This window comes from Bradyrhizobium sp. BR 1433, assembly GCF_051547665.1.
Lineage (GTDB): Bacteria > Pseudomonadota > Alphaproteobacteria > Rhizobiales > Xanthobacteraceae > Bradyrhizobium > Bradyrhizobium australafricanum.
In genome coordinates this window covers 6,739,551-6,764,951 of record NZ_JBPUGG010000001.1, presented here as the reverse complement: position 1 = coordinate 6,764,951, position 25,401 = coordinate 6,739,551, and the positions used below count along the sequence as shown (strand labels likewise).

The 25,401-nt window shown below is 60.2% G+C and carries 19 protein-coding genes and 3 pseudogenes; 4 read left to right on the top strand and 18 right to left on the bottom strand.

All coding sequences use genetic code 11. The features are described 5' to 3' along the window. Positions 1-54: 54 nt before the first annotated feature. Positions 55-1,648 (bottom strand): annotated as a pseudogene (locus tag ACSKB9_RS32545) (gamma-glutamyltransferase family protein). 238 nt (positions 1,649-1,886) lie between these two features. Here ACSKB9_RS32545 and ACSKB9_RS32540 point away from each other — a divergent pair. Then, the gene (locus ACSKB9_RS32540; RefSeq protein WP_438078265.1) at positions 1,887-3,452 is read left to right on the top strand and encodes a winged helix-turn-helix domain-containing tetratricopeptide repeat protein; all 1,566 of its coding nucleotides are present in this window, start codon (positions 1,887-1,889) and stop codon (positions 3,450-3,452) included. Between the two features lie 229 nt (positions 3,453-3,681). On the opposite strand, the gene ACSKB9_RS32535 is transcribed toward ACSKB9_RS32540, so the two are convergent. The 6 genes from ACSKB9_RS32535 to wecB form a co-directional block, all read right to left on the bottom strand. Continuing rightward, positions 3,682-4,125 carry a hypothetical protein gene (locus ACSKB9_RS32535; protein WP_438078263.1) on the bottom strand — a complete coding sequence of 148 codons (444 nt, stop codon included), beginning with the start codon at positions 4,123-4,125 and terminating at the stop codon, positions 3,682-3,684. Positions 4,126-4,209: 84 nt separating this feature from the next. After that, positions 4,210-5,190: a WecB/TagA/CpsF family glycosyltransferase gene (locus tag ACSKB9_RS32530; protein WP_438078261.1), complete on the bottom strand. Its 981-nt coding sequence runs from the start codon at positions 5,188-5,190 to the stop codon at positions 4,210-4,212. Positions 5,191-5,194: 4 nt separating this feature from the next. Then, positions 5,195-6,184 (bottom strand): glycosyltransferase, encoded by a 990-nt coding sequence (locus ACSKB9_RS32525; RefSeq protein ID WP_438078259.1) that lies wholly within the window; start codon positions 6,182-6,184, stop codon positions 5,195-5,197. Positions 6,185-6,188: 4 nt separating this feature from the next. Further along, the gene (locus tag ACSKB9_RS32520) at positions 6,189-8,396 is read right to left on the bottom strand and encodes a GumC family protein (RefSeq protein ID WP_438078257.1); all 2,208 of its coding nucleotides are present in this window, start codon (positions 8,394-8,396) and stop codon (positions 6,189-6,191) included. Positions 8,397-8,408: 12 nt separating this feature from the next. Beyond that, entirely contained in the window at positions 8,409-9,089 is a 681-nt protein-coding gene (locus ACSKB9_RS32515) for a UDP-N-acetyl glucosamine 2-epimerase (RefSeq protein WP_438078255.1), read from the bottom strand. Further along, complete coding sequence (gene wecB / locus ACSKB9_RS32510) at positions 9,043-9,627, bottom strand: non-hydrolyzing UDP-N-acetylglucosamine 2-epimerase (RefSeq protein ID WP_438078254.1); 585 nt, start codon at positions 9,625-9,627, stop codon at positions 9,043-9,045. Before wecB ends, ACSKB9_RS32515 begins: the two co-directional genes overlap by 47 nt. Positions 9,628-10,221: 594 nt before the next feature. On the opposite strand from wecB, the gene ACSKB9_RS32505 reads away from it, so the two are divergent. After that, on the top strand, positions 10,222-11,355 hold the full coding sequence (locus ACSKB9_RS32505) for a glycosyltransferase family protein (protein ID WP_438078252.1): 1,134 nt from the start codon (positions 10,222-10,224) through the stop codon (positions 11,353-11,355). Between the two features lie 173 nt (positions 11,356-11,528). After that, positions 11,529-13,010 (top strand): hypothetical protein, encoded by a 1,482-nt coding sequence (locus ACSKB9_RS32500; RefSeq protein ID WP_438078250.1) that lies wholly within the window; start codon positions 11,529-11,531, stop codon positions 13,008-13,010. A gap of 99 nt (positions 13,011-13,109) precedes the next feature. On the opposite strand, the gene ACSKB9_RS32495 is transcribed toward ACSKB9_RS32500, so the two are convergent. From ACSKB9_RS32495 to ACSKB9_RS32470, 6 genes are all read right to left on the bottom strand, one after another. After that, entirely contained in the window at positions 13,110-13,517 is a 408-nt protein-coding gene (locus ACSKB9_RS32495) for a hypothetical protein (protein WP_438078248.1), read from the bottom strand. 15 nt (positions 13,518-13,532) lie between these two features. Beyond that, a complete protein-coding gene (locus ACSKB9_RS32490) occupies positions 13,533-15,104 on the bottom strand; it encodes a lipopolysaccharide biosynthesis protein (protein WP_438078246.1) in 1,572 nt (523 codons plus the stop codon). Continuing rightward, positions 15,067-16,119 (bottom strand): hypothetical protein, encoded by a 1,053-nt coding sequence (locus ACSKB9_RS32485; protein WP_438078244.1) that lies wholly within the window; start codon positions 16,117-16,119, stop codon positions 15,067-15,069. Before ACSKB9_RS32485 ends, ACSKB9_RS32490 begins: the two co-directional genes overlap by 38 nt. Positions 16,120-16,187: 68 nt before the next feature. Continuing rightward, positions 16,188-16,841: a PIG-L deacetylase family protein gene (locus ACSKB9_RS32480; RefSeq protein WP_168855327.1), complete on the bottom strand. Its 654-nt coding sequence runs from the start codon at positions 16,839-16,841 to the stop codon at positions 16,188-16,190. A gap of 5 nt (positions 16,842-16,846) precedes the next feature. Continuing rightward, positions 16,847-17,641, bottom strand: a complete 795-nt coding sequence (locus tag ACSKB9_RS32475; RefSeq protein ID WP_028338408.1) for a glucose-1-phosphate cytidylyltransferase — start codon at positions 17,639-17,641, stop codon at positions 16,847-16,849. Beyond that, positions 17,638-18,927 (bottom strand): methyltransferase domain-containing protein, encoded by a 1,290-nt coding sequence (locus ACSKB9_RS32470; protein WP_438078242.1) that lies wholly within the window; start codon positions 18,925-18,927, stop codon positions 17,638-17,640. Before ACSKB9_RS32470 ends, ACSKB9_RS32475 begins: the two co-directional genes overlap by 4 nt. 208 nt (positions 18,928-19,135) lie before the next feature. Between ACSKB9_RS32470 and rfbC the strand changes: the two genes are divergently transcribed. Then, positions 19,136-19,666, top strand: a complete 531-nt coding sequence (rfbC, locus tag ACSKB9_RS32465) for a dTDP-4-dehydrorhamnose 3,5-epimerase (protein WP_076826907.1) — start codon at positions 19,136-19,138, stop codon at positions 19,664-19,666. Positions 19,667-19,670: 4 nt separating this feature from the next. On the opposite strand, the pseudogene ACSKB9_RS32460 reads toward rfbC, so the two are convergent. The 5 genes and pseudogenes from ACSKB9_RS32460 to ACSKB9_RS32440 form a co-directional block, all read right to left on the bottom strand. Beyond that, positions 19,671-20,989, bottom strand: a pseudogene (locus tag ACSKB9_RS32460) (DUF4910 domain-containing protein). A gap of 16 nt (positions 20,990-21,005) precedes the next feature. Further along, positions 21,006-22,075: pseudogene (locus ACSKB9_RS32455) on the bottom strand (NAD-dependent epimerase/dehydratase family protein). 120 nt (positions 22,076-22,195) lie between these two features. Next, on the bottom strand, positions 22,196-22,780 hold the full coding sequence (locus tag ACSKB9_RS32450) for a GNAT family N-acetyltransferase (RefSeq protein ID WP_438078240.1): 585 nt from the start codon (positions 22,778-22,780) through the stop codon (positions 22,196-22,198). Beyond that, entirely contained in the window at positions 22,756-23,178 is a 423-nt protein-coding gene (locus tag ACSKB9_RS32445) for a hypothetical protein (RefSeq protein ID WP_438078238.1), read from the bottom strand. Before ACSKB9_RS32445 ends, ACSKB9_RS32450 begins: the two co-directional genes overlap by 25 nt. 247 nt (positions 23,179-23,425) lie before the next feature. Next, complete coding sequence (locus ACSKB9_RS32440; protein ID WP_438078236.1) at positions 23,426-25,387, bottom strand: hypothetical protein; 1,962 nt, start codon at positions 25,385-25,387, stop codon at positions 23,426-23,428. Between the last annotated feature and the right edge of the window lie 14 nt (positions 25,388-25,401).

Sequence of the window (25,401 nt, the reverse complement as noted above, 5' to 3'; positions counted from 1 at the left end):
CTCGCGCGCGGCAAATTCCGAACAGCCTGCGGGTGAGCGCTAAGGGTGCTCGCTTCACCGAGCAGCGACTACGCCGTCGCTGCGGGGATCGCTGGCGCCCTCGAGCAGTCCATCCGGGTGCCAGACGATTGCGCCGGCGTGGCCCATGAATTCCTCGAACGCCCCGACCATCTGGATGTCGTGGCCGAGCGCCCGCAGCGCGTTCGATGACGGCAGGATCGAAACGCGATTCGATCTTGAGATTGTTGTTCTCCTCGCCCCATGTGCGACCGAGCAGCCAACGCGGCGCGGTCACTGTCGACTGAAGGTCCTGACCGTGCAACGCGTAGCGTGTGAAGATCGCCGCCTGGGTTTGCGGCTGCCCTTCGCCGCCCATCGTGCCGTAGGACAACAGCCGGCCATCGCTGAGTTCAGCCATTGCGGGCTGAATGGTGTGGAACGGCAGCCGCCCAGGTTCCAGGCGGTTGATGTCGGTCTCGGCGAGACCGAAGCTCGTCCCACGGTTCTGCCAGGTGACCCCGCTTTGGGGCAGGATGACGCCCGAGCCAAACTCCCAATAGATGCTCTGAATGAAGCTGACGCTGAGGCCGTTCCGGTCGGTCGCAGCGAGCCAGACCGTATCGCCCTGGGCCGGCGCGTCAGGCCAGCGCGCTGCATGATCGACGGCGACGGTCTTTTCGAGCGCCGCAATGGACTCGTCGGTGAGAAACTCGGCCGCCGACCGCGCCATGTGGTCGGGATCGGTCACGTAACGATTGCGGATGCGGAACGACGCCTTCGTGCTCTCGACCAGCCGGTGCAGATGATCGACCCCGTCCGCCTCCTTCGCCATGCGCCGGGCATAGAGCGCAAGAATCAACAGCGAGGCCAGGCCCTGCGTCGGCGGCGGCATATTGAACACCTTGTGCCCGGCCACATCGACCGACAGCGGTGTCACCAGTGCGGCTTGATGCTGCTCCAGATCGGATAGGCGGAGCGGGCTGCCGAGCCGTTCGAGATCAGCGGCCATCGAACGCGCCAGGTCGCCGCGATAGAAATCGGAAAGGCCGGCTTGCGCCAGCTGCCGCAACGTGTCCGCGACGCGCGGCTGACGCAACCGCGCGCCGACCGCAAGCGGAACGCCCTGCGGCAGATAGACTTCGGCAAAGCCCGGCACATCCTGCAGTTCAGCGCGCTTCTTCGAGGTGTTGTCGTGCAGGGTCTGGGTCACGGCGACGCCATCGGCGGCATATCCGATCGCAGGTTCGAGCAGCCGCGACAGCGGCATGCGCCCCCCATGGCGATCGCGGCTGAGCTCATAGGCCTTCTGCCAGCCATCGACGGTCCCGGCGGCGGTGAGTGCCGCGAGCGGTCCGCGGCTTGGGACGGTGCTGCAGCCATGCTCGCGATACCAGGCGCGGCTGGCGGCCTTCGCCGACCGTCCGCACGCCTGGATTCCGACCGGTGCGGAGCCCGCCCGGCCGACCAGCCAGAAGCTGTCGCCGCCAAGGCCGTTCATATGGGGATAGACCACCGCGATCGTGGCGGCGGACGCAATCATCGCCTCGACCGCATTGCCGCCTTCGGAGAGGACGGCGAGCCCGGCCTGCGCCGCAAGATGATGCGGCGCGGTCACCATTCCGCTATAGCTTCGCTTGGTCTGCAGCATGAACGCGTTCTCCGAAAGCAGCAGTGTGTAATAATATTCTTACTTACATTGTCAAGCGGCCGTCGCTCGCCGCGGCGGCGCGAACGGCTGGCGGAGGTGCCGCACGAGGTTGGATCGAGGCGAAAGCGGAAATCGGCCGCGCAAAGCTGCGCGTCAGCGGCAGCGGGGCGGGTCGCCGGATTCCCGGAGGTCCTGAATCTGTTCCGAAAAAGATGCAAAAAATGTAGTCTCCCGAACCATGGCGACGATCCACGAATTCGGCCCCTACCGCCTCGACGCGGAAGCCGTGATTTTGTTTCGAGAGTCCGAACCGGTCGCGCTCGGGCGGCGCGCGGTGACGCTGCTTCGCCTGCTTGTCGAGCAGGCCGGAACGCCGGTTTCCAAGGACGCATTGATGCAGGCGGCGTGGCCGGGGCTTGCGATCGAGGAGAGCAACCTGACGGTGCAGATCGCCGCTCTGCGGCGGGTATTTGCCGACGTAGAGGGCGGCGCGACCTGGATCGAGACCCTGCCGCGCCGGGGCTACCGCTATGTCGGGCCACTGGTCGCTGCCGAATCCGGCGCCGGCCTGCCCACCTCGCCGGCACCGACGGTGCCGGATGGGCCGTCGCTTGCGGTGCTGCCGTTCTCGAATCTTAGCGGCGATGCCGCGCAGGAATATTTTTCCGACGGAATCACGGAAGACATCATCGCCGAACTTTCGCGCTTCCGCTCGCTGTTCGTTGTCGCCCGCCACTCCAGCTTCGCCTACAAGGGCAAGACGCCCGAGATCAAGCGGGTCGGCCGCGAGCTCGGCGTCAGGTACGTGGCCGAAGGAAGCGTGCGCAAGATCGGCAGCCGGATGCGGGTGACCGTCCAGCTTCTCGATGGCGCGAGCGGTTACAATCTCTGGACCGAGCGCTACGACCGCGAACTCGAGGACGTCTTCGCCCTGCAGGACGAGATCGTCCGCGCAATCGTCGCAGCCCTTCCGGGCCGGCTCGAGGACGCCGGCCGCGAGATCGCCAGACGCAAGCCGACCCCGAGCATCACCGCCTATGACCTGGTTCTGCTGGGCAACGAGCGGTGGCGTCAATTGACGGTGAAGGGCATGGCGGAAGCCAGGCAGTTTTTCCGGGACGCCGTCGCGCTCGATCCGCAATATGCCCGCGCTCACGTCAACATTGCCTGGACTATCGTCTGCGACGTGTTTCTCGAATCGCCCGGCACGGCGAAGCTCGACGACGCGTTGAGCGAGATCGAGACCGCGCTCGACATCGACGGCGGCGACGCCTGGGCCCATGGCGTCTTCGCGCAATTGCTGTTCCTGCGTCGCGAGGACGCCAAGGCCGAAATCCATTTCAGCCGGGCTCTCGCGCTCAATCCAAACGACGCCGACGTCGCCGCCGTTTTCGCGAACATTCTGGTCTACTGGGGACGGTGGCGAGAGGCCCTCACATGGATCGGTGCGGCCAAACGACTGAATCCCTTCCCGCCCAATCTGTACCACTGGTACCACGCGCTCGCGCTCTATTCGGGGCGCCAGTACGATGAAGCAGTCAAGACGCTGATGGAGGCGCGATCCCCAGACCGCTGGTCGCACAGTCTGCTTGCCGCCTGTTATGCGCAGATGGGTCGGCACAGCGAAGCGCGATCCGAAGTCGAAGCGTTCGTCACGGAACGTTGTCGAGAAATGAGCGCGAACGGCGCGACGCCGCCAGCGAACACCCTCGATCTCGTTCGAGCACGGGCCGAAAGGTACAGAATTTCTGCCGAACGCGAGCACTTCCTCGACGGCTTGCGCAAGGCCGGCCTATCCGGCTGAGCCGTAGCGAGGGTCACAACAGGCTGTTCGAAATTGACCGACAGCGGTGCTCCGCCTCGGCTTGCTTCAACCTCAAATTTCTGAGCCGCCGCTGCTGTCCGGATTGTGCAATGGTGGACGATCGACGCTTGGCGTGGCGAAATTCGTAGCCGTGGTAGCGGGGGAGCGCTGCCGCCATTCCCAACACTCAGAAAAACGCCTCCAATGCGCGCTGTGCGGAAGCAGCTCTTCATAGAGGTCGAGGACGAAGGGGAGCGTCTCCGCGGAAAACCGCAGCCCCCGATCTTTGAATCTTTTGGATCTGGCCTGGGATCAGCTCAATCTGAGGAGATCGAGCATTGGAAAACTCCATGAAGGCGTCTGAGGTTTCGAATATTTGATTCACGAGCCCGCGATGCTCTGGTTCAATGATGGAGTAAATGTCGGGTTTGTCGCACCTCCACCATCCTGACCATAGTTCCGCTTTCTTCTCATTGGGATCAAAAATAAGGATGAGCGCCCCTCCGTCCTCATAGATGAGCTCGGCGGGCGCGCAGCCGTGTTTGATCAGCGTTTGCAGAACGTGGCAAAACTCATACCCGAATACGTACACATCGGGCTTTAGCTTAACGACGATGGGTTGGTCTGCGTTATCGTACCCGAAGGAATTGGTGCTGCTTGGCGGTTTAATCACTTTGATGCTTCCCGCGCTTGCGCCATGAAGCTAATCGCTGAGCTGCCTGCTTGGATCAGTGATCCTGGTTGGTCAGCCGATACATCAGGCGCTCACCTCGATACCCTTGAGAGCATTAGCCGTCCGTGCCCGACGCTCTGAGATACGTCGCTCTATGCCGCGCCGGCGATCGGGCATCGGAAGCTGCGAATCCCGCACGTTGCTCCTTCGCCTGACAAGAATTCGCCGATCAGCTACCCTGCGTTCCGTACCCACTTTTCGGTCGTCTCTCCGCACCACGCTTGCCGATCCGGCGATCGCTCTTCCCGGACGGGCGGCGTAAGCCCTGCGCGCCACCACTTCGCGAAGCGCCAGCCAGATGAACTCGCTGTTGGTGGAAAGATATCGCCGCCATAACTTGCGCGGCTCCATCATCAGGCGCCAGAACCACTCGAGACCGAGCGATTGGAATAGCCGAGGAGCGCGCCTGATAAAGCCGGCCAAGACGTCGAAGCTGCCGCCGACCCCCAGAATGACGGGAACTTGCAGCCGATCCCGATAGTGTTCACTCCATACCTCCTTGAACGGGGACGGCAAGCCGATAAAGAGAATGTGAGCGCCGCTGGCTCGTATCTCATCGACGATAATTTCGTGCTCGTCCGGACCGAAGTAGCCGTTCCGAAAACCAGCGATCTTCAGCTGCGGAAAGCGCGCCTCGCAGACCCGCACGAGTTCTTCGACGACTTGCTGGTGCGCCCCTAGAAAATAGACACAAAGTCCGTTGGACGCGGCCCCCCTTAAAAGTCCTTCCATCAGATCGATGCCGGCCACGCGTTCCGGCATGTGTTGACCTGACGCTCGTATTGCCCAAACCACCGGCATACCGTCCGCCACCGTCATATCGGCCGCGGAACATGCGTGCGCCAACTCCACGTCTCGCCGCATCATGCAGAGGTGCGACGCATTGATCGTCATCACGACGTGAGAACTGTTCGAGCGGAGACAGATATCGACACAGCGCTGCGCCGCCTGATCGAGCGTAACCGCATCAAATTCGACGCCCAATAGGCTCGCGTGTTGCTTCATCTGCTCAACTCCCCTGCGGCGATTGCCGGCTGGCTTGCCACCGAGCCACTTGCTCGGCGTCCAGGCGAGCCGTGGCAGCTCGTTTACCCAGTCTCAGGCACGCGTGCTGATACGTACGAAGAAAACGTCTGAACTCGGGGTCATTATAGCGCGGCAACCCCTTTGCCCAGCTGCTGAAGTACCCCCAAAGCATCGCGATGCTTCCGATGAACATTGGGTGCGCGCGAAGACGGGAAGCCGCCACCGCCAGATAGTAAAACGGCGAAGTGCCCATGAAATACTGACCGAAGCCAGCACGAATTCTGCCTGCCCAGATGCTCTTCTGGCTGGCCCCTTGCGGACGAAGGTGGACGAATCGAATTGGCTCTGAATCGACGCTCTCCGCGATCCAGCCCAGCATTCTGGCGCGGTGGCAATCGATGCCATCCCACATGACTTGTCGCACGAATCCCCCGATCTGCTCGAAGCACTCAACCCGATAGAATTTCGTCATTCCAACCGACATTTCGTCGCCGCAGACCTCGGGCACGAGATCGCCAGTTTGGGGATGGACGAACCAAGGTTTGCCTGAGGTCGTCCCGATACGTGGATTATCCTCCATTCGCTGCATCAGCAGTTCGAAGTAGCGAGGCGGCAGGTCGAGATCCATATCAAGCTTGCACAAATAGCCGAAGTCGCCGAGCGACACTTGATCGAGACCATCATAAAACGCCTCAATCACGCCGGGCCCTACCCGCCGGTGGCCGCGGTCCTGACGGCGCACGACGCGCAGATTGGGCAATCGCGCCGCATACTCTTCCAGGATCCGTGGCGTCTCGTCGGTGGATCCGTCGTCAACGACGATCCACAGCGCAGGCGGGACCGACTGTGCAGCCACGCTGTCCAGCGTGTGGCGGAGATAGGGCCCCTCATCGCGGCAGGGCGAAATCAGCACATACCTGCGCGGCGCTGCGCTGTGCGGAACACTTGAAGCGCGACTGTCAAGCTCGTCCACAGGTCTACTCCCGGTAGTATCCTTCGGACCTGACGCCATTTCTTGCCTCGATGGTTCTGAGCTCGACGGGATCGATCTGGTTGAGCACAATGGTCGACACGCGCTCACGGATGAGCTGCGTTACCGACAAGGCTTCGAGCACGCTCGTGCGCTTGGTCTGACCGCATTCCACAACGAAGACGAACTCATCGATGAAGCGCTCGATCAGCCTTGCATCGACGACCGACATGATCGGCGCCACCTCCACCACAATGTAGTCATAGGACTTCCGTGCCACGGCGAGCAGGTTTTCCATTTCCCGCGAGCCTAGGAGTTCAGCAGCGTTGGGAATCCGAAGCGCGCAGGCATTCGGCAGGACATCCAGCCCCGAATGCGGTCGCTTGCAAATAAACTCGCCAAGACGGGAAGGATCTTCCAGCGCTTCGAAAAGCCCTACCTTCGCATCGGGGGACAGTGCAGTCGTGAGGTTCCGGAGATGAAGGTCGGCATCGATCAACAGCGTGCGCGATCCAGAGGACGACAATATGAGCGCGGCAAGATTGGCGGCAACGACAGTCTTTCCCTCTTTCGAAACCGCCGACACGACGCCGATCACTTTGCCCCCGGTCGAGGCGGACGAACGATCGAGCATCGCCTTCACATTGCGAAGACCTTCCGCGAAGCGCGAGAAGGGGGCAGCAAGGACATGCTCCTCGATTGGCAATTGACCAGCATAGACGAAGGGCAGTCCGATGCACCGCATCTCGGTCACCTGTACGACGGCCTTGGGCGTACGGAACACATCCGCCATCCATTCACGTCCGAAGGCAGAGCCTATGCCGAGAAACAGACCGAGAAAAATGCTGCCTGCCGCCACGACGAGGGTTTTCTTGGAACTCTTTGTCAGCGGCGGAACCGCTCTCGTGATGATCTGCGCACTTTGGGCCGGAAGCGTCTCCGCCTGCGCCGCCTCGATCTCCTTATGCTTTTGCAGGAATCCGCTATAGAGATTGCGCAGCGCCTCGGCAGCGCTCTCTAGTTCGCGCAGCTGGCTTCCGGTTTCCGCGGAAAGCTTCGCGGCGGTGTCTTCGAGTTCAGTCTGTCGTGCCCTAGCGACTTCGTATTCGCTGGCGTAGGAATCGGTAATGCGCCCCTCGTCGGACCGAATGGCGGCGTCAACGCTGTTGAGCTGCGCACGAAGCTTGACGACAGCCGCATGCTTGCGACCGACACGAGCTTCCATCTCCGCAAGCCGAGACGCAAGGTCGCGCTTTTGCGTGCGGAGACGTGCAAGTTCGCTGTTGTTGAGCGCGAAGTTGATGACTGCCGCTCGCTTGTCGTTGAATAGCGCGTCCGTCGACACGGCCGACGGAATCCCGTTTGCCTCTGTCCGCTTGATCCGGTCGAGGCGCTCCTTTGCTTCGACTGCCGCGAACTTGGCATTCATCAGCTGGGTATTCAGACTTGCCAGGAGCTCGGTATCCTGAGCGCCAGTGCTGCTGAGGTTGTTAGCCGTCTTGAAGTCCTGCAGCGCCTTGTCAGCGTCGGCCACCTGCTTCTTCAGCTCGATCAGCCGCTCCTGCAGCCACTTACTCACCTTCTGCGTTGATTTCAGCTTTGCGTCCTGCAGGGACGCGAGATAGCTATCCACGATTCCGTTCGCGATCTTCGCGGCCTTCTCCGCGCTCTGCGACTCGACCGTTACGTTGATAACGTTCGCGACATCCTCACGTGCAACAGTCACCCGCTTCAGCAGAGATTCGAGCGCCGCTCGTTCAGCGGCTGCAGTGGCTTCCGCCGTGCTGGAGTTCCCGTCTGTGGCGCTGCCAAGTGCAGATCGCCCGGCAAACTCGCCATCACTGGCCAGACCCAGCGAGCGAATAACCGGAAGCAGGACCCTGTCTGATGACAGTACGTAGAGCTGACTGCCGACCTCCACTTCATCCATCGTCGGTTGATCTACGATCTTGTTGGTCTGCAGATAACGATTGAGACTTCGATCGATGAGGATGCGTGCACTGCTCTTGTAGGGCGCCTTCATGACCACAACGGAAGCCACGGCAACCGCCAGCCCAATCAACAGCCCGATAACGGGCAACCGCCATTCACGGCGCAGAATGTCGACAATGTCCCACAAGCCGAAAGCGGGACGGCCCGCCGCAGGCGGACCATAGTCTTCCGCAAGCGGCTGGCCGTATTCCTGAATAACCAATTGATTGGTTCTGGTGTCCATGGCTTCGTTTGATCAGTGGGCCGGTTGGGGAATCGGCGACGGCGGTTTCGTATGCATCTCGGCATTCGACAAAAGATTGACGCTCGCTATGCCATCAGCTGGATGTTTCGGCCGACGGACATTCAGAAGATCATGCACGATCAGTTTGCTGGCGCGCCCGTCACCGAACGGATTGGCACCGAGAGACATGGCTTCGTGCTCCGCTGGCACATCGAGCAGGCGCTCGACGCCTGCAACAATGCGAGCCGGGTCGGTGGTGACCAGGCGAGCGACGCCGGCGTCAACGGCCTCCATGCGCTCGCTGGTATCTCGCATGACAAGCACGGGCTTCCGAAGCGCCGGCGCCTCCTCCTGAATTCCACCGGAATCCGTGAGGATGAGATACGAACGCGTCATGAGGTAGACGAACTCGGGATAGTTAAGGGGTTCAATCAGGAAGATATTCGACGCATTGCGCAGATGGTCGAACACCGGCCCGCGCACGTTCGGATTCAAATGGACGGGATACACGATCTGAATATCGTCCCGCCGACTGATCGTCTTCAATGCCTCGCAGATTTGCCGGAACCCGGATCCAAAGCTCTCGCGCCGATGTCCGGTCACGAGGATGAGCCGCTTCGAGGTATCGAGCCATGAGTATTTCGCTTCAAGCGACCGGCGAAGCTCGCCTGGTTGAGAGATATTTGAAGCCATACGGAGCAGCCCGTTCGATCACGGTATTGCCGGTGACAATGACGGCGTCTGGCGGATACCCCTCCTTCAGCAGGGCAGAACGCGCACGCAACGTCGGTGCATAATGCCTCGTCGTAACGACGGCAGTGACCCGCCGATTGGCCTCCTCCGGCCATGGACTCATGAGATTGCCGGTTCGCAATCCCGCCTCGACATGCCCGACACTGACCGACCGGAAGAACGCGGCAAGTGCTGCCGCCGTACTGGTTGCAGTATCGCCCTGTACGAGAACGTAGTCCGGATTGTAGTCGGCGATGACCGGATCGATTCCGGTCATGACCGCGCTGAACACTTCACTCAACGACTGGTTCGGTCGCATGATGTTCAGGTCGTAGTCAGCCTTCAACGAGAAGGCCGACATCACATCATCGAGCATCTGACGATGCTGGCCCGTCACGCAGACGCGCGTATCAATTCCTTCTGCTTCGCCCAGCGCAAGCACAAGCGGTGCCATTTTGATCGCCTCTGGACGAGTACCAAATACGCTAAGAATACGCATGAACCCCGACGCCGCCTGTGTTCAATGATTTGCCGTGTTGAATATTTTTGTCGTTTCGAAATGATGCGGCACGCTACCGGATTTTCCCGACGCGTTCATCGCCAACGTTGGCTCGGCACATGTTAAATGAAATTTATAGCTAATGCTCGGAGTTGCCGCAGAGCGCGTTGCGCATCATCGAAGCCGGCTGTTGTCAAGGCGGTTCCAGATTTAACCTTTTCGGGTTAACGCGCACTCAGTCATTGTCCGCTGACGTTCTTCGCTACTGCCAGCGAGTTCCAGATTTAACTTCTCCAGGTTAACGCGGATTCGCTGTACCGTTCGCAAATCTTCGCCGATGCATCCTCGTGCTTGCATTCGCAACGGCACGGCGGGAATGCCAATGCGCGTGCAATGAACTCCACAGGCTCGCATTATCCAATTTCGGGAAAACTTGTACAAAACAAGATTAAATAGCGTATCTGGACTAGCGTTGATTGGCGCCATTGCGCGCATCGTGACGACGATCAACGCGCAACTCGCTCCTGGTCGAGAGATTCCGGAAGTCGTGTGGCCGGCACTTTCCGGCATTTGATAGGTCGGAGGCAGCGCCTCGTGGAAGGCAAGGTTTTACTCCTCTCGCAGCGTCGGATTTCCGATCTTGTTGCATTTTGCCTCAGCTATGAGTTCGAGGACAATGTGGCGGCGATGACGCGCGCCGATCGGTTCGATGTTCAAAATCGCGCTGCGCTGGAGTTCTCGCGACGGGTCTACAAGTGGACGCGCCTTGCATCAGGATCGACCAAACTGGCAGGTGTGCTGGCACCCTCCCCGCCGCAACTGCGGCTGCAACGTGATTACGAACTGGTCTTCCCGATCTTCAGCAATGCGTATCAACTTCACTCGCTCGCCGCGATTCCCGACTGGCGCAAACGGTGTCGCAAGGCCGCATGCTTCATCACTGAAGTCTGGGCAGACGACATCCCGGAGTATCTGGTCGAGCTCCTATCCGGATTTGATCATATATTCGTCGGCCTGCATCACTGCGCACCGCAGATTGCGCGAATAGCAGGTCGACCGTGCAGCTATCTGCCGCTGGCGGTCGACGTGGAGCGGTTCGCGCCGAGGCCCGAGCAGCTGCGATCGATCGCCGTGTGCAACATCGGGCGTCGTTCGGCGACGACCCACGCCGCGTTGCTGGCCGGCGCCGAGAGAGAGCGCTTCTTCTACTACTACGACACTGTGGCGGCGAGCGGTTCGAACCGAAAAGAAAGGACGTTCCGGGTCGACAATCCGGAAGAACACCGCATCATGATTGCGAATATCCTGCAGCGCAGCCGCTATTTCATTGCCAATCGCAGTCACGTCAACAACCCGGAATTCACGGCCGGCCGTGATGAGATTTCCGCTCGCTACTATGAAGGCGCTGCAGCCGGGGCGGTGATGGTTGGAGAAGCGCCGCGCACCGAAGAGTTTGCACGGCAGTTCGACTGGCCCGACGCCGTCATTCATGTACCCTTCGATTTGCCCGACATTTGCCAGATCCTCGAAGCGTTGGACGCAGACCCGGCGCGACTGCGAGCGGTTCAGAACGCAAACGTCCGGGAAGCCGCGCTGAGGCACGATTGGCTCTACCGCATACAGACGGTATTCGACATCCTCGGTATTGCTCATACCGATCAGATGCGCGCACGAGCCAACCGTCTGCGCCAGATCGCCGGATCCTTTGAGCTGCCAGCGGCCGCCTGAAATCGTCGCCCTCGCGTGGTGCGGAGCAATGCGGCGTTTCCGCCGGTTTATGGTTAACGGCCTGTTAAGCGGCGGCTGCTACATCCCAGCAGGTAGGCGATCCTTTTCATATGATCGCCAGGGTGTCGCGAACGTCCGCAACGGCGGACAAACGTTAAGCTGCGTATCCAGGCATGAAACGCTCCAGTCAGCTCCCCTCGGCTCAGGCGGCCATCCTCAATGCGCCGCCCTTGCCACGTCAGGCAGACAGGCTTGCTGCACCTCTGCGACGGCGTGGCGCCTGGACGCAATTCGTCGAAGCCCGCCTGCGCGAGCCCGTAAATCCGGAACGAAATCCCGCCGAGCCGCCGCCAGACAGTCCGACCGACAAGCAACCGACGATCCTCGGCGACAATCCGAGCTTGCCAGGCGGTGGGCCGACGAATGAAGCCCACCCGGTCCCCGACTTGGAACACCTGCAGCCGATCGTGCTCCCGCAGGATGAGGTCAGTCTGCGCCTGAATGAGGCCGCGGAGAACATCGGCCGCTGGACAAATGTGGCTCCGCCTGATGCCGGACCAGACGACGGGTCCGTCTCCTCTGCGGCCGATCCAAACGATGCTTCAGCGGAGGAATCCGACAACGACACGCAGCCAGCGCCACCGGACTCGCATGCTGGCTCAGCCGTTGCCTCGTACACGCCTGAAGCAGATGAAGGAGAGGGATTCAGTCCGGCCGCGGACCCAGGTCCGAACTCGGTGCCGCCGGCATCAATCCGTCCAGCAGTGCAACCGCCCGTGCACACCAGCACTGCCGAGGCGAGCGTCGCGGTGCAGGAACCGCAGATCATACTGATCGACAAGCTGATCGCGGAAGAACTTCAGAGCTCGCCGCGAGACCGACGTTCCATCACCAGCGAATGGAAAGTGCGCAACTTTGTGTGGTTCCTTGCTCCGACAGCGGTTCTGCTGGCGATTGGCACCGGAATGCTCATGCGGGGCAATGTTGCATCCGTGTTCAATACAACACCCCAGGTTGTCAGCCATTCGAACGCGACGCCCGTTCAGTCGCCACCGCAAACCAGACGCAAGCTGAAACCGGCAATTGCCACGTTCGTACATCGTGCTCCGATCGAAGCAGCCGCGCCCGCACCACCCGCACGTTCACTGCCGACGACATATGGGATTTTTGCGTCAAGCATCGGGCGGATGATCCGGCTCGAGCCGATGAACATCCGCCTTCCCGACAGCCGGATCGCCGTGTCGGTATTGACCACGAAGCCGGGCACGGTTGTGGTGCCGCACGGCCCGCTTTCGTTTGTCGCGTATCAGCGCGAGCTTATGACAAGCGCGCCCGACAACGCACAATTGCGCATTCTCGCCCAGGTGGCACGAACACCGTCGTCACCGGCAATCGCTATGGCCAACGATGCCTGGGCGATCCGGTCCGTTTCCGTCGACCTGACCGTAGCGCCGGTCCCCGAAAGCCGCGAGATGGTCGAGCTGCAGCCAGTGAACCCCGATCTCGTCCTCTCACCCGGCCGTTACGTGCTGGTCTTCAAAAACCAGGCCTACGACTTTGTCGTAGCCGGCAAGGTTACCGATAAGGCTCATTGCCTCGAGAGGGCGGAAACGCCGGACGGCGACAGGTTCACCGAGTGCCGCAAGCTCCCATAATGTAGGGCGGCCCGGTCCTAGGGCGGCGTCGACGCGACCGCGGCCGGCGGCAACTTCGTCGCTTTCGCAGTGGCGGCACCGACGCCGAGCTGGCCGGTCCTACGCCAAAGCAGCAGCCCTGCTCCGCCACCGATCGTACAGATCGCAAGCAGCACGATTTCCCCGCGCCCCATTCCACCAGAGATCAGTGCGTAGGGCGGCATGCCCAGGCCCATCCAGAACAGCTTTTGCCACTGGTAGGAGTTCGTACCTCTTGCCAAGGTTGCGACGCTTGAACCACAGATCTTTCGCTTCGCGCGAAAACGGAAGAACACGTCGGCACACGGCCGGCACAAGGCGAAGCGCGAGCAGCAGGGCAAGAAACATCGTCAACGCGACGACGATACGATCGTCGCCGCCGGACAGCAGTCGGAACACCGGCAGAATGCAAAGGCCGAGGCCGATCCTCAGGAATGCCCCGGCGGGCCAGGTGTCCAAGTTTATCAGGAAGCGCTCAAAGGAGGTCATGGGCGTAATCCAGGATCAGGAGTTGACTTGCAGTCGTACAATGCCGAAGTCGCGTAGCAACGACCACGCGAGTTGCAGTGGCCGCGTGATCCTGAAGACCCCGATCACGACGGTCAGGTAGGCCGTCACACAGATCACGCTCGCGACGGGAATTCGCAGCAACCGCGGCAATTCCTGCAGGAATGCGTCCTGTATCGAGAAGGCGACCGCGACGGCGACCAGCGCAGCAATGGTCTGCGGCGCTGTCGCGCGCAGGACGTCCCCGATTGTGATCCCGACAGGCCTGCCGGCGTAGACCAGCGCTGGAACGAACAGCACGAACATGGTGACCGTGTAGGCGATCGTCACTCCGATCACGCCGAACGGCAGTCCAGCTGCAAGCGCAACCAATTGGCAGATTGCACTGAAGATGCCCCATCGCATCCACCGATCTGGACGCCCGACCGCGACATGGACCCAACCGAGAGTTCGCTCGATGCAGTCTGCAATGCCGCGAATGGCGAGGATACAGAGCAGGGGGCCCGCGGGAGACCATTTTTCTCCGAGAAGCACGACCACGATGTCATGAGCGCTCACGGCCAGGGCCGCGAAGGCAGGTCCCGAAAAGTAGCAAAGCAATGAAAGCGCGCCTTCCCAGGAACGCTTCAATTCGGCCGCACTGTGCTGGAGCTTGCTCAGTCCCGAAACCGCGATGTTATGCAGCGGCTCACTGAGAATCGACAGCAGGTTGTTGTAGATCGTGAAGGCGTTCTGAAAATAGCCAAGCGGCCCTGCCCCGAGGAAATACCCCATCGCGATTCTGTCCGCCGAACGAGCGAAGTAATCCGTCATGGTGAAGCCGGTCACTCCCAGCCCGAACCGCAGCAGTTCCTTGACCATTGGCGTAAGTCCGGGCCTGCCTGGGATCCATCGACAGGCGGTCCAGGCTCCCACGACGGTCAAGGCCGATGTTATGATCGGCTTGGCGATCAGCGCCCAGTAGCTCCAGCCCGAAAGCGCCAGTCCGACGCTTGCAGCGCTTCCGATGATGTTCGCCGATATGTCGATCATCGCGATGCGGCGAAACTGCATTGCCCGACGCATCAGCGCATAGTGTTGCGTCGACAAGGCCATCATCAGGAAGGTCACCGACAATGCCAACGCCATGCCCGCGAGCGATGGCTCGCCGAAGGCACGCGCTATCCACCGACCGGACGCAGCCAGCACGACAGCCAGCACGACGCCGATCAGAACGTTCAGCCAGAACAACGTGCTGACCTCGGCTCGTGAGATGCTGCGCCGCTGGGCGGAGGCCTCGCTCATCCCGAGATCGACGAAAAGGGGCGCGAAGCCGATCAGGGCCAGCATCATGGCCACCAACCCGAAATCGTGCGGTCCGAGCAGTCGCGCCAGCACGATCGTCGAGGCCAATTGAACGAAGATATTCAGTCCACGCGCAGCAATGAACGCTACGCCGCTGTGCAGCGACCTGCGGCCAAGGCCAGAATATGGCTTGTTGTCCGCAAAATACTGATCGGTACGTTCGTTCCGATGCACGCGCCGTTCCCGTTCAATTCGCTGGATTCTGGCCTTGAGGTACCCGCTCAAGCCAGATTTCTCGCCAATAGGGATAGATGGCGCGCGGGCAGAAGCGGCGGCAGATCGCATAGCGCGCCTCACACACGACATCCTTCAGGATGATCGCGTCCGTCTTGAAACGGACCATCTTGCATGAGCCTTCGTCGATGATTTGCCTTTGACGCCTCTCGACCTCGTACTCGCGCTCGGTGAACGGCACCATCTCCGGATCGAAATACAGGCCGCGATTGCGGTAATTGCAGTCCAGTGTCTCGAGGATGTCCTTGTACGGCTTGACGCGCACGACGTCGCCCACCTGCAGATCAAGCCGGGACTGCGGGACCTTGCTACCCTCCGGCACACCGAAGGGCCTGATCGGATAAGGCACGCCACCTCTCATGCGCTGGAATGTGTCGTAGATCCAGCGCATCGCGGTGCCAATGCCGAGCCCTGCTTCGGTGACCGTGCGCCAGACCGAGAAAGTCAATCCGGCGACGAGGTCCTGCAACCGAACGTTACCCGAAGTGTAGTCCTCGACATACTGACGCGGATCCCACCACTTCAGGGGTTGCGTGGCGAATTTGACCTGTGTGTTCTGGCAAACGTAGGTCGGCTCGGTTTCGCCGACCTTCGGCGGATGCTTGATCGTGCTCCACAGCGTATCCTCGCTGCAGCCGCCTGACCTGAACGGCTTGCCAGCGCCATCTGGCGACGGCGTTTTCTCGCCCGCCGGCTTCAACCAGGCGTCCTTCCAGAATATCAGACAGGCCGCCTCACAGCCGTCATGAGCCGCGCCGTTGCAGCGAATGTTCTCGAGATGGACCGTGTTCCGCATCTTGCGCCCGCCGATACCGAGCGCGGGATCGCAGGTCTTGTGAGCTCGCTTGCCGACGCGAAGCCTCTTGCCGCAATACTTCAGCATCTCGGGCATGAAGGGCATTTCGTCCAGGCGACCGTTGGCATCCAGCGTCGCGAGGATCTCCTCCTTGCTTCTGACCTCCACCAGGTCACCAGCGCGAAAGATGCTTGAAAATAGCGTGCTCATATCGTGCGCCTTGAGATAAATCCTGCAATCAGAAATTCACCGGCTGCGTGACATCCGCGCAACCATCGTCAGATCAGTGTCAACTTTCGCCCGAAAAATGCCTCGGCGAAGCGTTCCGTAGCCCTGCACTCCATGCCCCGAATCCGTGCGAGGCCGCGAAAGGTGTCTGCATCGAACCACTGCTTGGATCGCTGCGTTCCGAAATGCTTGAGCAGGAGTTCAATCTTACGATCGAGCGCCGCCGCCGACACCGGCATGTAAACGTTGGGTTGACCGAAGTCGCCATCCCACTTCGGGATCTCATATTCCAGAATCTGATGATCACGAAACGTGTTCCAGGTCAGGCGGCAGACCTGACGATGGTCCTGATGAGCATCATCCCTGCGATGCGTCAGAATGACGTCGGGCTCGACCCGCCGCTTCAGCGATTCAAACCATTCCTTGATGGCTTCTCCCCTTTCCGGGAAAAATCCGTCGGGAAACGACAGCACCTCGACATTCGCGGATGCCGCCTCGCACAAGAAGTCAGCCGCCGACGCTCTCGCCTCAGCCTCCCGTATGGCGCCACCGCTTAGAACGCACCAATGCACGTCCAGCTTGATACCGCGCTCGATCAGATCCAGCAGCGTCGCTCCCGCGCCGATTTCGATATCATCCGAATGGGCGCCAAGGCACAGGATCGACAGACGGTCTCCGGGCTTGGCAAGCTGCAAGGCTCTCATTCCGGTTATGCCGCGCTGGCTACCGACGAGTGATTCAGCCGCCACGGCGTGTCGCCGCGCTCCACCATGTCCTCCAACACTTGTCTATCGCGCAGGGTATCCATGGCGCGCCAAAAACCCTCATAGCGATAGGCCATGAGATGACCGCCCTCGATCAAACGGTTGAACGGTTCCTGGACGAGTTCTTCTCCCTCCTTGATGTAGTCGAAGATTTCGTTGCGGAAGATGAAGTAGCCGCCGTTGATCCAGATCTCGGACTCCTGGCTGGAGCGAATCCGCTGCACCGACCCCTCGGCGTCAAACTCGGCAAGGTGGAAGCTGATCGGTGGATGGATCGCCACGAAGCAGCCGATCTTTCCGCTTTCCTTGAACTTCTGGATCATGTCCGGCAGCGGCGCATCGGTCAGCCCGTCGCTGTAGTTCGCAAGGAACATCTCCTCGTCCTGGACGAGATGGCGGACGGCCAGCAAGCGCTGCCCGATGTTGCGCCATGTCCCCGTATCCACCAGCGAAACCCGCCAGTCCGGCTGATGTTCGCCGATCAACTCGACCTTCTTGCCATACTCCGAAATCACGCAGTCGCTGTTCGCAGTCGCGCGATAATTGAGGAAGTAATCCTTGATGACGTTCGCCTTGTAGCCAAGGCACAATATGAAATCATTGTGATTGTACTGGCTGTAGTACTGCATCACATGCCAGAGGATCGGCTGATGGCCGATCGGGACCATCGGCTTCGGTATGCTCTCCGAATACTCGCGGATCCGCGTACCGAGACCGCCGCAAAAAAGGACAACCTTCATGTCGCAACCTCACGCGGATCAATGATTTCGACGTTAGGAATCGGAACGATGAACTTGCAGCCCCAGTCCGCGACATGCCGCATTTGCGCGACGATTTCCCTCTTCAAATTCCAGGGCAGGATGAACAGGTAGTCGGGACGAGCCTCGTCGATGGCTTCGACTGGGAGGATCGGAATGTGCATTCCCGGTGTATAGCGGCCGTGCTTGTAGGGGTTGCGGTCCACGGTGAAGTCGAGGAAGTCCGTACCGATGCCGCAGTAGTTCAGCAGCGTGTTGCCCTTGCCGGGAGCGCCATAGCCGCAGATCCGCGCGCCCTTGTTCTTGCTCGCGATCAAGAACGACAGCAGTTCGCGCTTGGTGCGATGAACCCGCGATGTAAACTGCTCGTACTGACCTATGTCTTCCAGGCCGATCCGACGCTCATGGGCCAGCAGTGCGGTCACCGCGGCGGAGACGGCGTGAGTCGCATCGGCGCGGCAGAGATAGACGCGAAGCGAGCCGCCATGCGTTGAGATCTGCTCGACGTCGAAAACCTTCAGATCATGCCGCCGCGCCAGACGATCGATCGTGACCAGCGAGAAATAGGAGAAATGCTCGTGATAAATGGTATCGAACTGATTTTCGTCGATGAGCCGCTCAAGATGCGGGAATTCGAGCGTAATCACGCCTTGCGGCGTGAGCAGGCACGCCATTCCGGCGGTGAAATCGTTTAGATCCGGAACCTGTGCCAGCACGTTGTTGCCGATAATCAGATCGGCGCGCTTGCCATCTGACACCAGCTTCCGCGCCAGCTCCAGGCCGAAGAACTCGACCATTGTCGGGACGTTCTTCTGCCTAGCAACTTCGGCCACGTTGGCCGCCGGCTCGATTCCCGTGACCGGCACCCCGAGCGGCAGGAAGTGCTGCAACAGGTAGCCGTCGTTGCTCGCGATCTCGTAGACGCGGCTCTCGGCACCAAGGCTCAGCCTGGCCTTGATCATCTCACAGTAGCGCCGCGCATGTTCCACCCACGACGTCGAGTAAGACGAGAAGTAGGCATACTCGGTGAAGATATGCTCCGGTTTGACGTATTCCTGGAGTTGCACCAGGAAGCAGACCCCGCAAACCACGGTGTGCAGCGGATAGTACGGCTCCATGGCGTCGGTCTGGTCGGCTGTGAGAAAGCTTTCGCAGAGGGGCGACATTCCCAGGTCGACAAACGTCGATTTCAACGTCGCGCCGCACAGACGGCAGTTACCGTGAGAGGATTTCGACCGAATCGATTTGAATCTCGAGTGAGCGTTCATTGGGCCGTACCATGAATATAGGATTGCCGAATATGAGATTGCCGGCGCTTAAATCGGGCTCGTTAGATTGAATTTTATCGTATGAAAGCGAACAATATGAAGCGATATCGAACAACAAGGTAAACCACGCAGTTGCTGAAAATTTTAGTAAAATTGTATAGAACTGGTTGTCGACAATTGGCCTCTCGGTCGGGAGTGGATACGTCCCATGCGCTTTGAAGCAACAGGACTTGACGGAGCGTGGCTCGTCAAAATCGAGCCTGCACACGATGAGCGCGGCTTTTTTGCGCGCACGTTCTGCGAAGACGAGTTTCGCGCATACGGGCTCGTGACCAGATTTCCCCAGCACAGCATCTCGAGCTCCTCGCGCAAGGCGACATTGCGCGGAATGCACTTTCAGAATGAGCCGCACGCCGAGGTTAAGCTCGTGCGCTGCTTGAACGGATCGATTTGGGACGTCATCATCGATCTGCGTGCGAACTCGCCTACCTTTCGTCAATGGCGCGGCTTCGAGCTTTCAGCGGAGAACGGTTCGCAGCTCTACATCCCCAAGGGGTTCGCGCACGGCTTTCAAACCTTGAGCGACAACGTTCAGGTCAATTACCTGATTTCGGAGTTCTACGAGCCTTCGGCTGCTAACGGCCTCCGATACGACGACCCGATGTTCGGCATCAGCTGGCCTCTGGCCGTAAGCACGATCTCCGATAAGGACCTGAACTGGCCGCTTCGGGGTGCGTGAGCGCCTACCGAACAGGCGCGAGGAGCCCGTGGCGCTCGAGCACCTTTGCTGTCTTCAGAATGACCGGGAACGGCAGGTCGGCACGCCTGGCGATATCAAGCAGAGAATGATGTCCGTCGGACAGATTTAGAATCCACAGCATCGCCATGTTGGCTGCAGCGGCGTCCTTGTCGCCGCCGATCGCACCATAGAGTCCGCGTCTGCCCAGCTGCGGTTCGCCTTTCGGCGACGTGTTGTAGTAGCTGCGGTTGCCTTCGAGCAGGTCGATGACTTCGGAAATGATGCGGAAGGATTCCCCGAGGTGCTCCGGCCGAATGAAGCTCAGGTCGTCGGCCGAGGTATGATACTGAGGGATGGCACCGAAACGGCTGCGCTGAAACAATCCCACCGGCAGGTTGAACCCGGGCGAGCAGTATTGCCGCTCATCATAGCCGTAGGGCGAAAACGCCAATATCGTCGGCGCCAGCTTGGAATGCTGCAGAGTGTGTATCATTGCACGGTCGATTTCGGCATCGCCCTGCCTGCTCTTCTTGTATGTCGGACCGGCGCCGTCTCCGACCATTGATACCACGAGGCCGTGCTTGATATGAGACACACGATGCTCATTGCGGGCGAGCCAGGTGATCGCGCCAATCGTTCCCGGCGCAAAGAGAAACCGATAGCTGTATCGCGTTCGCATCTGGGAGATGCGGCTTGCGAGCTCCGCAAGCAGGGCCAGACCGGAACAATTGTCATTGGCAAGCGAGGGATGGCAAACATGCGCCGACAGAAGCACCTCGTCGTCTGACTCTCCCCGGTGAAAATACTCACCATAGGTCAAATGCCCGTCGGCGAGGGTCGAGTCGATCACGACCTCGTAGCTATCGTCCCGCAGTTGCTCCAGCTGTCGGTGGGCCATGCAGAAAGCCCAGTTTTCCTGGTAGTAAGACGTTCGGTAGGGACCAGGTCCGGCTGATCGGGCAATGTGAAGATGTGGGACTTAAGCTCGTCCAGCGACATGGTGCGGCGCACCGGCACGCTGTAGCTCATGACGTGCAGGTTCGATTCGTTGAAATCTACGACCTTCCGGCCCCGCGGGTCCTTGATGTACGCGTCCCGGATGTTCCACTCACGTGGCACGACCCAGTCGAGAACGGGTGTACCGGTCGGCACCTCGTGGACATCAAGGGAGATGTGCGCACCGATCTCCCGAAGGGTCTGCCGCACACCCTTACCGGTAATGCTGCGGCAGATCGGGTAGATCTTTTGGGCAAGCGCAAAGATCTTTGCGCCTGAACTTGTGACATCGTCTGCCGCCGACACGCCGTCCTCCTGGTGTGTCAATCGATCGGCGCGTGTATTAGTTCGCGACGCGAGCGGATTGCCCGGCACTCTGCCTCGACTTTACATGGCGGAGATCCGCATCGAGCACGCCGTCCGCCAGCAACTTGTTGACGTGGCTGATGCGCTGATACCGGGGACCCTCGAACTCTTCGAGCGTGATGCCCGAGGCCCGGTAGGCCTTATGAGTTGCTCCGCGCCCATCTTCGCATCCCATTGCGGCTTGAACTCCGGCAACCGGGTTCGGATCTTTTCGAAGCTCACGCGATAGGACCGCGTGTCGGGACCGGCGCCATCGGCGAATTCGATCTGACAGCCAGGGACAACATCGGCGACGATCTTCGCGAGATCGCGGATCTGGTAGTTGTGCGCCGTCTGGCCGACGTTGAAGGCTTCATTGAACACCGCCGCCTCGGGAGCCTCCATCGCCGCGATAAAGGCGCGGGAGATGTCCTCGATGTGAACGATGGGCCGCCAGGGCGTGCCGTCCGACTTCAAGAGGATCTTCCGCGTTGTCACCGCCCAGGCAACGAGATTGTTGAGCACGACATCGAATCGGAGCCGGGGAGACACGCCGTAAGCCGTTGCGGGTCGCAGGTAGACCGGGCAAAATCCGTCACCGGCGAGGCCGGCAATATCGCGCTCCGACTGCACCTTGGATTCGCCATAGGCAGTCACCGGGTTGAGCGCTCCGGTTTCGTCGATCATCCCGTCGCCCGCCTTGCCGTAGTTGCTGCAGGAGGACGCAAACACGAACCGTCGCACACCGGCTTGCTTGGCCAGCTGCGCGAGGCGCACGCTGGCTACATGATTGATCTGGTCGGTAAGGCCGGGTCTCAGATTGCCGAGCGGATCGTTCGACAGCGCGGCAAGATGCAGGACCGCGTCAAAAGCCTGCAGGTCCGCAAGTTCGATGTCTCGCGTGTCCTTGCTGATGGCCGGCACATCCATGATCGACCCGCCCTCTGCAAATGTGCAACGAGAGTACAGATCGCTGTCGAGGCCCACGACTTCGTGTCCGGCGCGCCGTAGCATCGGAGTGAGCACTGTTCCGATGTAGCCGAGATGTCCGCTCACGAGAACGCGCATCTAAACGCCTCCAAATTTATTCTGTTTCTATCTCGCCTACTTATTTCAAAATCGCCCGCTGATGCACGTGTTTGTAAAACCTTAGTTAATGGCGCGCCCGAAATTGCGGGAACGATCCGCTCAGGACGACGGAAAATGGTTAAGCCGTACCCCATGATCGTTGACGTCGCCGGTAGCGGCGCCAGGCGAAAGACGCCGCAGCAGCGCCTGGGGAACTCTGCGTAGTTGCCGGTGAAGCCGGTAACGTGTGGTGGAGCGGCTGACGTCGAAGCGATTGGCCAGTTCTCCGCCGAACGCCACAACGAATTTGTATCGCGCCTCGTTTTCGATTCCGCCATCGAAATCGAAATGAAGGCCCCGCTCGTGCGCCAGCTCGATGCCACTCCAGAGGAGCAGACTTACTGCGCCTGGATGCGCAATGCTCCTGTCCCGCGATGACAGGAAATAGTGCACGAACTTGTGGTCCCAGACGAAGAAGACCTGGGCGTGGACGTTGTTGTTCGAGTCCACCGCCGCGAGGATCTTGCATTGCTGTCGCTCGTTCGCGGCGACATAGACAGCTTCCAATCGCGAGAGGTCGAAATACGACTTCGCGCCCTCCAGGTTGGTCTGGTAATACTTCACGAAGTATTTTGGGGACGTGACTTCGCGAATGGCGAGCCGTTCCCGCGCGCGTCGTATCACGTTCTTCGTCTTGTCGCGCAATCCCGACCAGAGCTCGTCTCGGGGATCGTGCATTTCAGCATGAAAGTCGGATGCGCGCGCACCTCGTAGCCGCACGCGAGGAACGCGGCCACATCGCTGAACCCGGTATCGAGCGTCATCTCGACGTGATCGAAATCCGCGACCTGCTTGAGCAGGTCAGTGATGACCGCATGCGCCAACCGCATGCGCGCTTCCGTCTTGCCGGACTGCAGCGTGACCGTCGGCCCGAGAAAGCGCGTGATCTGAGGCATCTCACATATGTTCATCCCGCCTTCAGTACGCGTGACGAACCGGAGAGAACCCACGACGCGCCCGCCACGCGAACAAGTGACTTCGCGCCAGCCACCGGGAGCCAGCGCATCCAGCCACCAATCCTCGTGAAAGACCGATTTGCGCATCAAATTCCTCTTCCGGAGACTAACCGGATAGCGAATTGGCAATCTGATTAAACCAAAACGTGCAGAAATGCCCAAGGTCCGCGCGGATCAGAAGGCCTTAGCTTCTATTGTAGTTAACGACGTCTGCAGCATTTAAATCGGGGCGCTCGCCTAGTTAGCCTCCGAGCTCGGCGTCGGTCAGGTGACGCATTGACGCAATACCGCGCCTGTTCAAAACATATTTAATCATTGCCCACGAGGCGTGTGCTCACTGCGAACTTTTGCGTGCCGATCCATCCAAATTTGGCTGCACGAACGGCGTGCCGGCGTCATAGCGCGCTTTGGCCGGAAGCACATGAAGCTTCGTCTCTCCGACCGGGTCCACCCAAGGCCACTCGTATCCGCGCCCGGCGTCGAAGAACGGGGGGCGGCTTGTGAGGTACATGGAAGCAGGCAAGGCCTGATCCTCGCTTCCGGAATCCCAGTGCGTTTTGTTGGTGAGGTAATCAAAATTGCCATATCGAATCGTGGACGTCGCAACCTTTGCGTCCGTCGGATATGGCTTCACGGCGTCCCAGCCGAGCATCCAGACGCCGGGCTTTGCGTCGGTAAAACGGGTTTCATACGACCAGCCGTCCATCTGACCGGGAACCCCGAGCACGTTTCCTATGAAAGACATCCAGTAGGAATACGCCATCAGACCGGCGGCGCGACGCGGCCCATTGCGGGGCTGCGACACATCATCGATCGTCCCGCCAGCCTGATTGTCGAACGCTGCCCGGACGCCGCGCAGATAGTTGCGGAAAAACGTGTGATAGATGCTGTTGCCGTGAGTGTCGTCGCTGTCGGCGTTCTGAGCATAGTTGCCCTCGAACAAGACGTGATGGGCGCCCACCATGTGGCTGGCGTTGAGCCCGGTCTCGATCCAGGCTCCATTCGTATTGATGTAGCCCATGTCCATGTAGTTGTAACCGACCACCGAACCGGCCCCGGCGGAACGCGCCACCACCAGCTTGTTGGCCCTCACGGCAATTCCATTCTCGATCAGAGCTTCCGACGATCCGGCGGAAAGGCTAATGGCATATCCGCCTCCGCCGGGTTGAGCCCAGGCCGCGTCGTGCACGTAGAACTCGCGCAGTTCGACCCGGAAGGAGCTGTGAATTGCAAAGCCTTCGCCGTGCCAAACCGAATTGTCGACGTTCTTCGCCCACGAAGAAGCAGCCCAATTGAAGCGAAGATTGCCCGCGTCGCCCCCCTTGAGCGCCAGATCTTCGACGCCCGCGTGCTTCACATGCGGCTGCGCGAACCGTGACAGTTGAGCTGCGTTTGCCTTCCGATAGCTGATGTGAATTGGGGTCGTGAAGGTGATCCTGGAACCGGAGACGGCGCTGATCTCCTTGATCTCGGCAACAGGCCGATCAGGTCTCCCGAACCACGATCCAGCGCTCTGTGACGTCGACGGAAACGCATCGGGTGCAAAGTCGTCGACAAACTGAATTGCAGGTTTGTGCTTTTGCCAGACAACCCTGAAATCTTCCGACGCCCAGATCTGCCCTCGCCCCTGCGGGTCGACACGCCAATCAGCGGCCGACGCCTCGTCGAGCAGCACGATCTGTCCAGGCACGAAGCCCGCAGCGTCGTCGACCTCGACCGTTCTTTCGCCCTTTATTGCATCATTCCGAAGGTTCGCCGACCGCACGGCATTGACCGTATCGCTCGTGCTGGAGAAAAGCGACGGTCCCACCACGACCAGCGGAGACGGCTTGGCACCGACCGCGTCATTGAAAGGTTTCGCGCCATCCTGCTTTTCGAGCATCGTCCGGCCCGGACCGGAGCCGCGCAGGGTAATTGCCTTGTTGAGCAGCAGGAAATTGCCGCCATTGATCAGAAACCGTCCCGCGGACAGTTGCACGACCTGCCCTACCGGACATGCGTTGATTGCGCCCTGGATTACCGCAGCGTCATCGAGTGTGCCGCCACGAGGCGACAGCGTCGCGCAGATGGTTTTTCGAGAGGGTATACCACCCTCGGCCATCAGGCCGGGTTGCCAGGTGGTCGCGCGATCTGAAGGCAGTATTTCCATCGAATCGAGAGCAAATGCGGACGAATGGCTTGAGCATGCAACGAAGATCATCGTTGCAGCCAAGCGCTGCCAAGGCCGTCGCAGGGCCGTTCGCAGCGTCCGGTGACCAGGGTTGCGCCGCGTCGCGATGACCTTCCGGTTGAACATGCATCCTCTGACTT

Excerpts from the sequence above, each read along its gene's own strand:
- ACSKB9_RS32475 (WP_028338408.1), bottom strand. The coding sequence starts at position 17,641 with ATGAAGGTTGTCCTTTTTTGCGGCGGTCTCGGTACGCGGATCCGCGAG.
- rfbC (WP_076826907.1), top strand. The coding sequence starts at position 19,136 with ATGCGCTTTGAAGCAACAGGACTTGACGGAGCGTGGCTCGTCAAAATC.
- ACSKB9_RS32445 (WP_438078238.1), bottom strand. The coding sequence starts at position 23,178 with ATGCGCAAATCGGTCTTTCACGAGGATTGGTGGCTGGATGCGCTGGCT.
- wecB (WP_438078254.1), bottom strand. The coding sequence starts at position 9,627 with ATGCGTATTCTTAGCGTATTTGGTACTCGTCCAGAGGCGATCAAAATG.
- ACSKB9_RS32500 (WP_438078250.1), top strand. The coding sequence starts at position 11,529 with ATGAAACGCTCCAGTCAGCTCCCCTCGGCTCAGGCGGCCATCCTCAAT.
- ACSKB9_RS32485 (WP_438078244.1), bottom strand. The coding sequence starts at position 16,119 with ATGAGCACGCTATTTTCAAGCATCTTTCGCGCTGGTGACCTGGTGGAG.
- ACSKB9_RS32480 (WP_168855327.1), bottom strand. The coding sequence starts at position 16,841 with ATGAGAGCCTTGCAGCTTGCCAAGCCCGGAGACCGTCTGTCGATCCTG.
- ACSKB9_RS32520 (WP_438078257.1), bottom strand. The coding sequence starts at position 8,396 with ATGGACACCAGAACCAATCAATTGGTTATTCAGGAATACGGCCAGCCG.
- ACSKB9_RS32530 (WP_438078261.1), bottom strand. The coding sequence starts at position 5,190 with ATGAAGCAACACGCGAGCCTATTGGGCGTCGAATTTGATGCGGTTACG.
- ACSKB9_RS32540 (WP_438078265.1), top strand. The coding sequence starts at position 1,887 with ATGGCGACGATCCACGAATTCGGCCCCTACCGCCTCGACGCGGAAGCC.
- ACSKB9_RS32515 (WP_438078255.1), bottom strand. The coding sequence starts at position 9,089 with ATGGCTTCAAATATCTCTCAACCAGGCGAGCTTCGCCGGTCGCTTGAA.
- ACSKB9_RS32470 (WP_438078242.1), bottom strand. The coding sequence starts at position 18,927 with ATGAACGCTCACTCGAGATTCAAATCGATTCGGTCGAAATCCTCTCAC.
- ACSKB9_RS32495 (WP_438078248.1), bottom strand. The coding sequence starts at position 13,517 with ATGACCTCCTTTGAGCGCTTCCTGATAAACTTGGACACCTGGCCCGCC.
- ACSKB9_RS32440 (WP_438078236.1), bottom strand. The coding sequence starts at position 25,387 with ATGTTCAACCGGAAGGTCATCGCGACGCGGCGCAACCCTGGTCACCGG.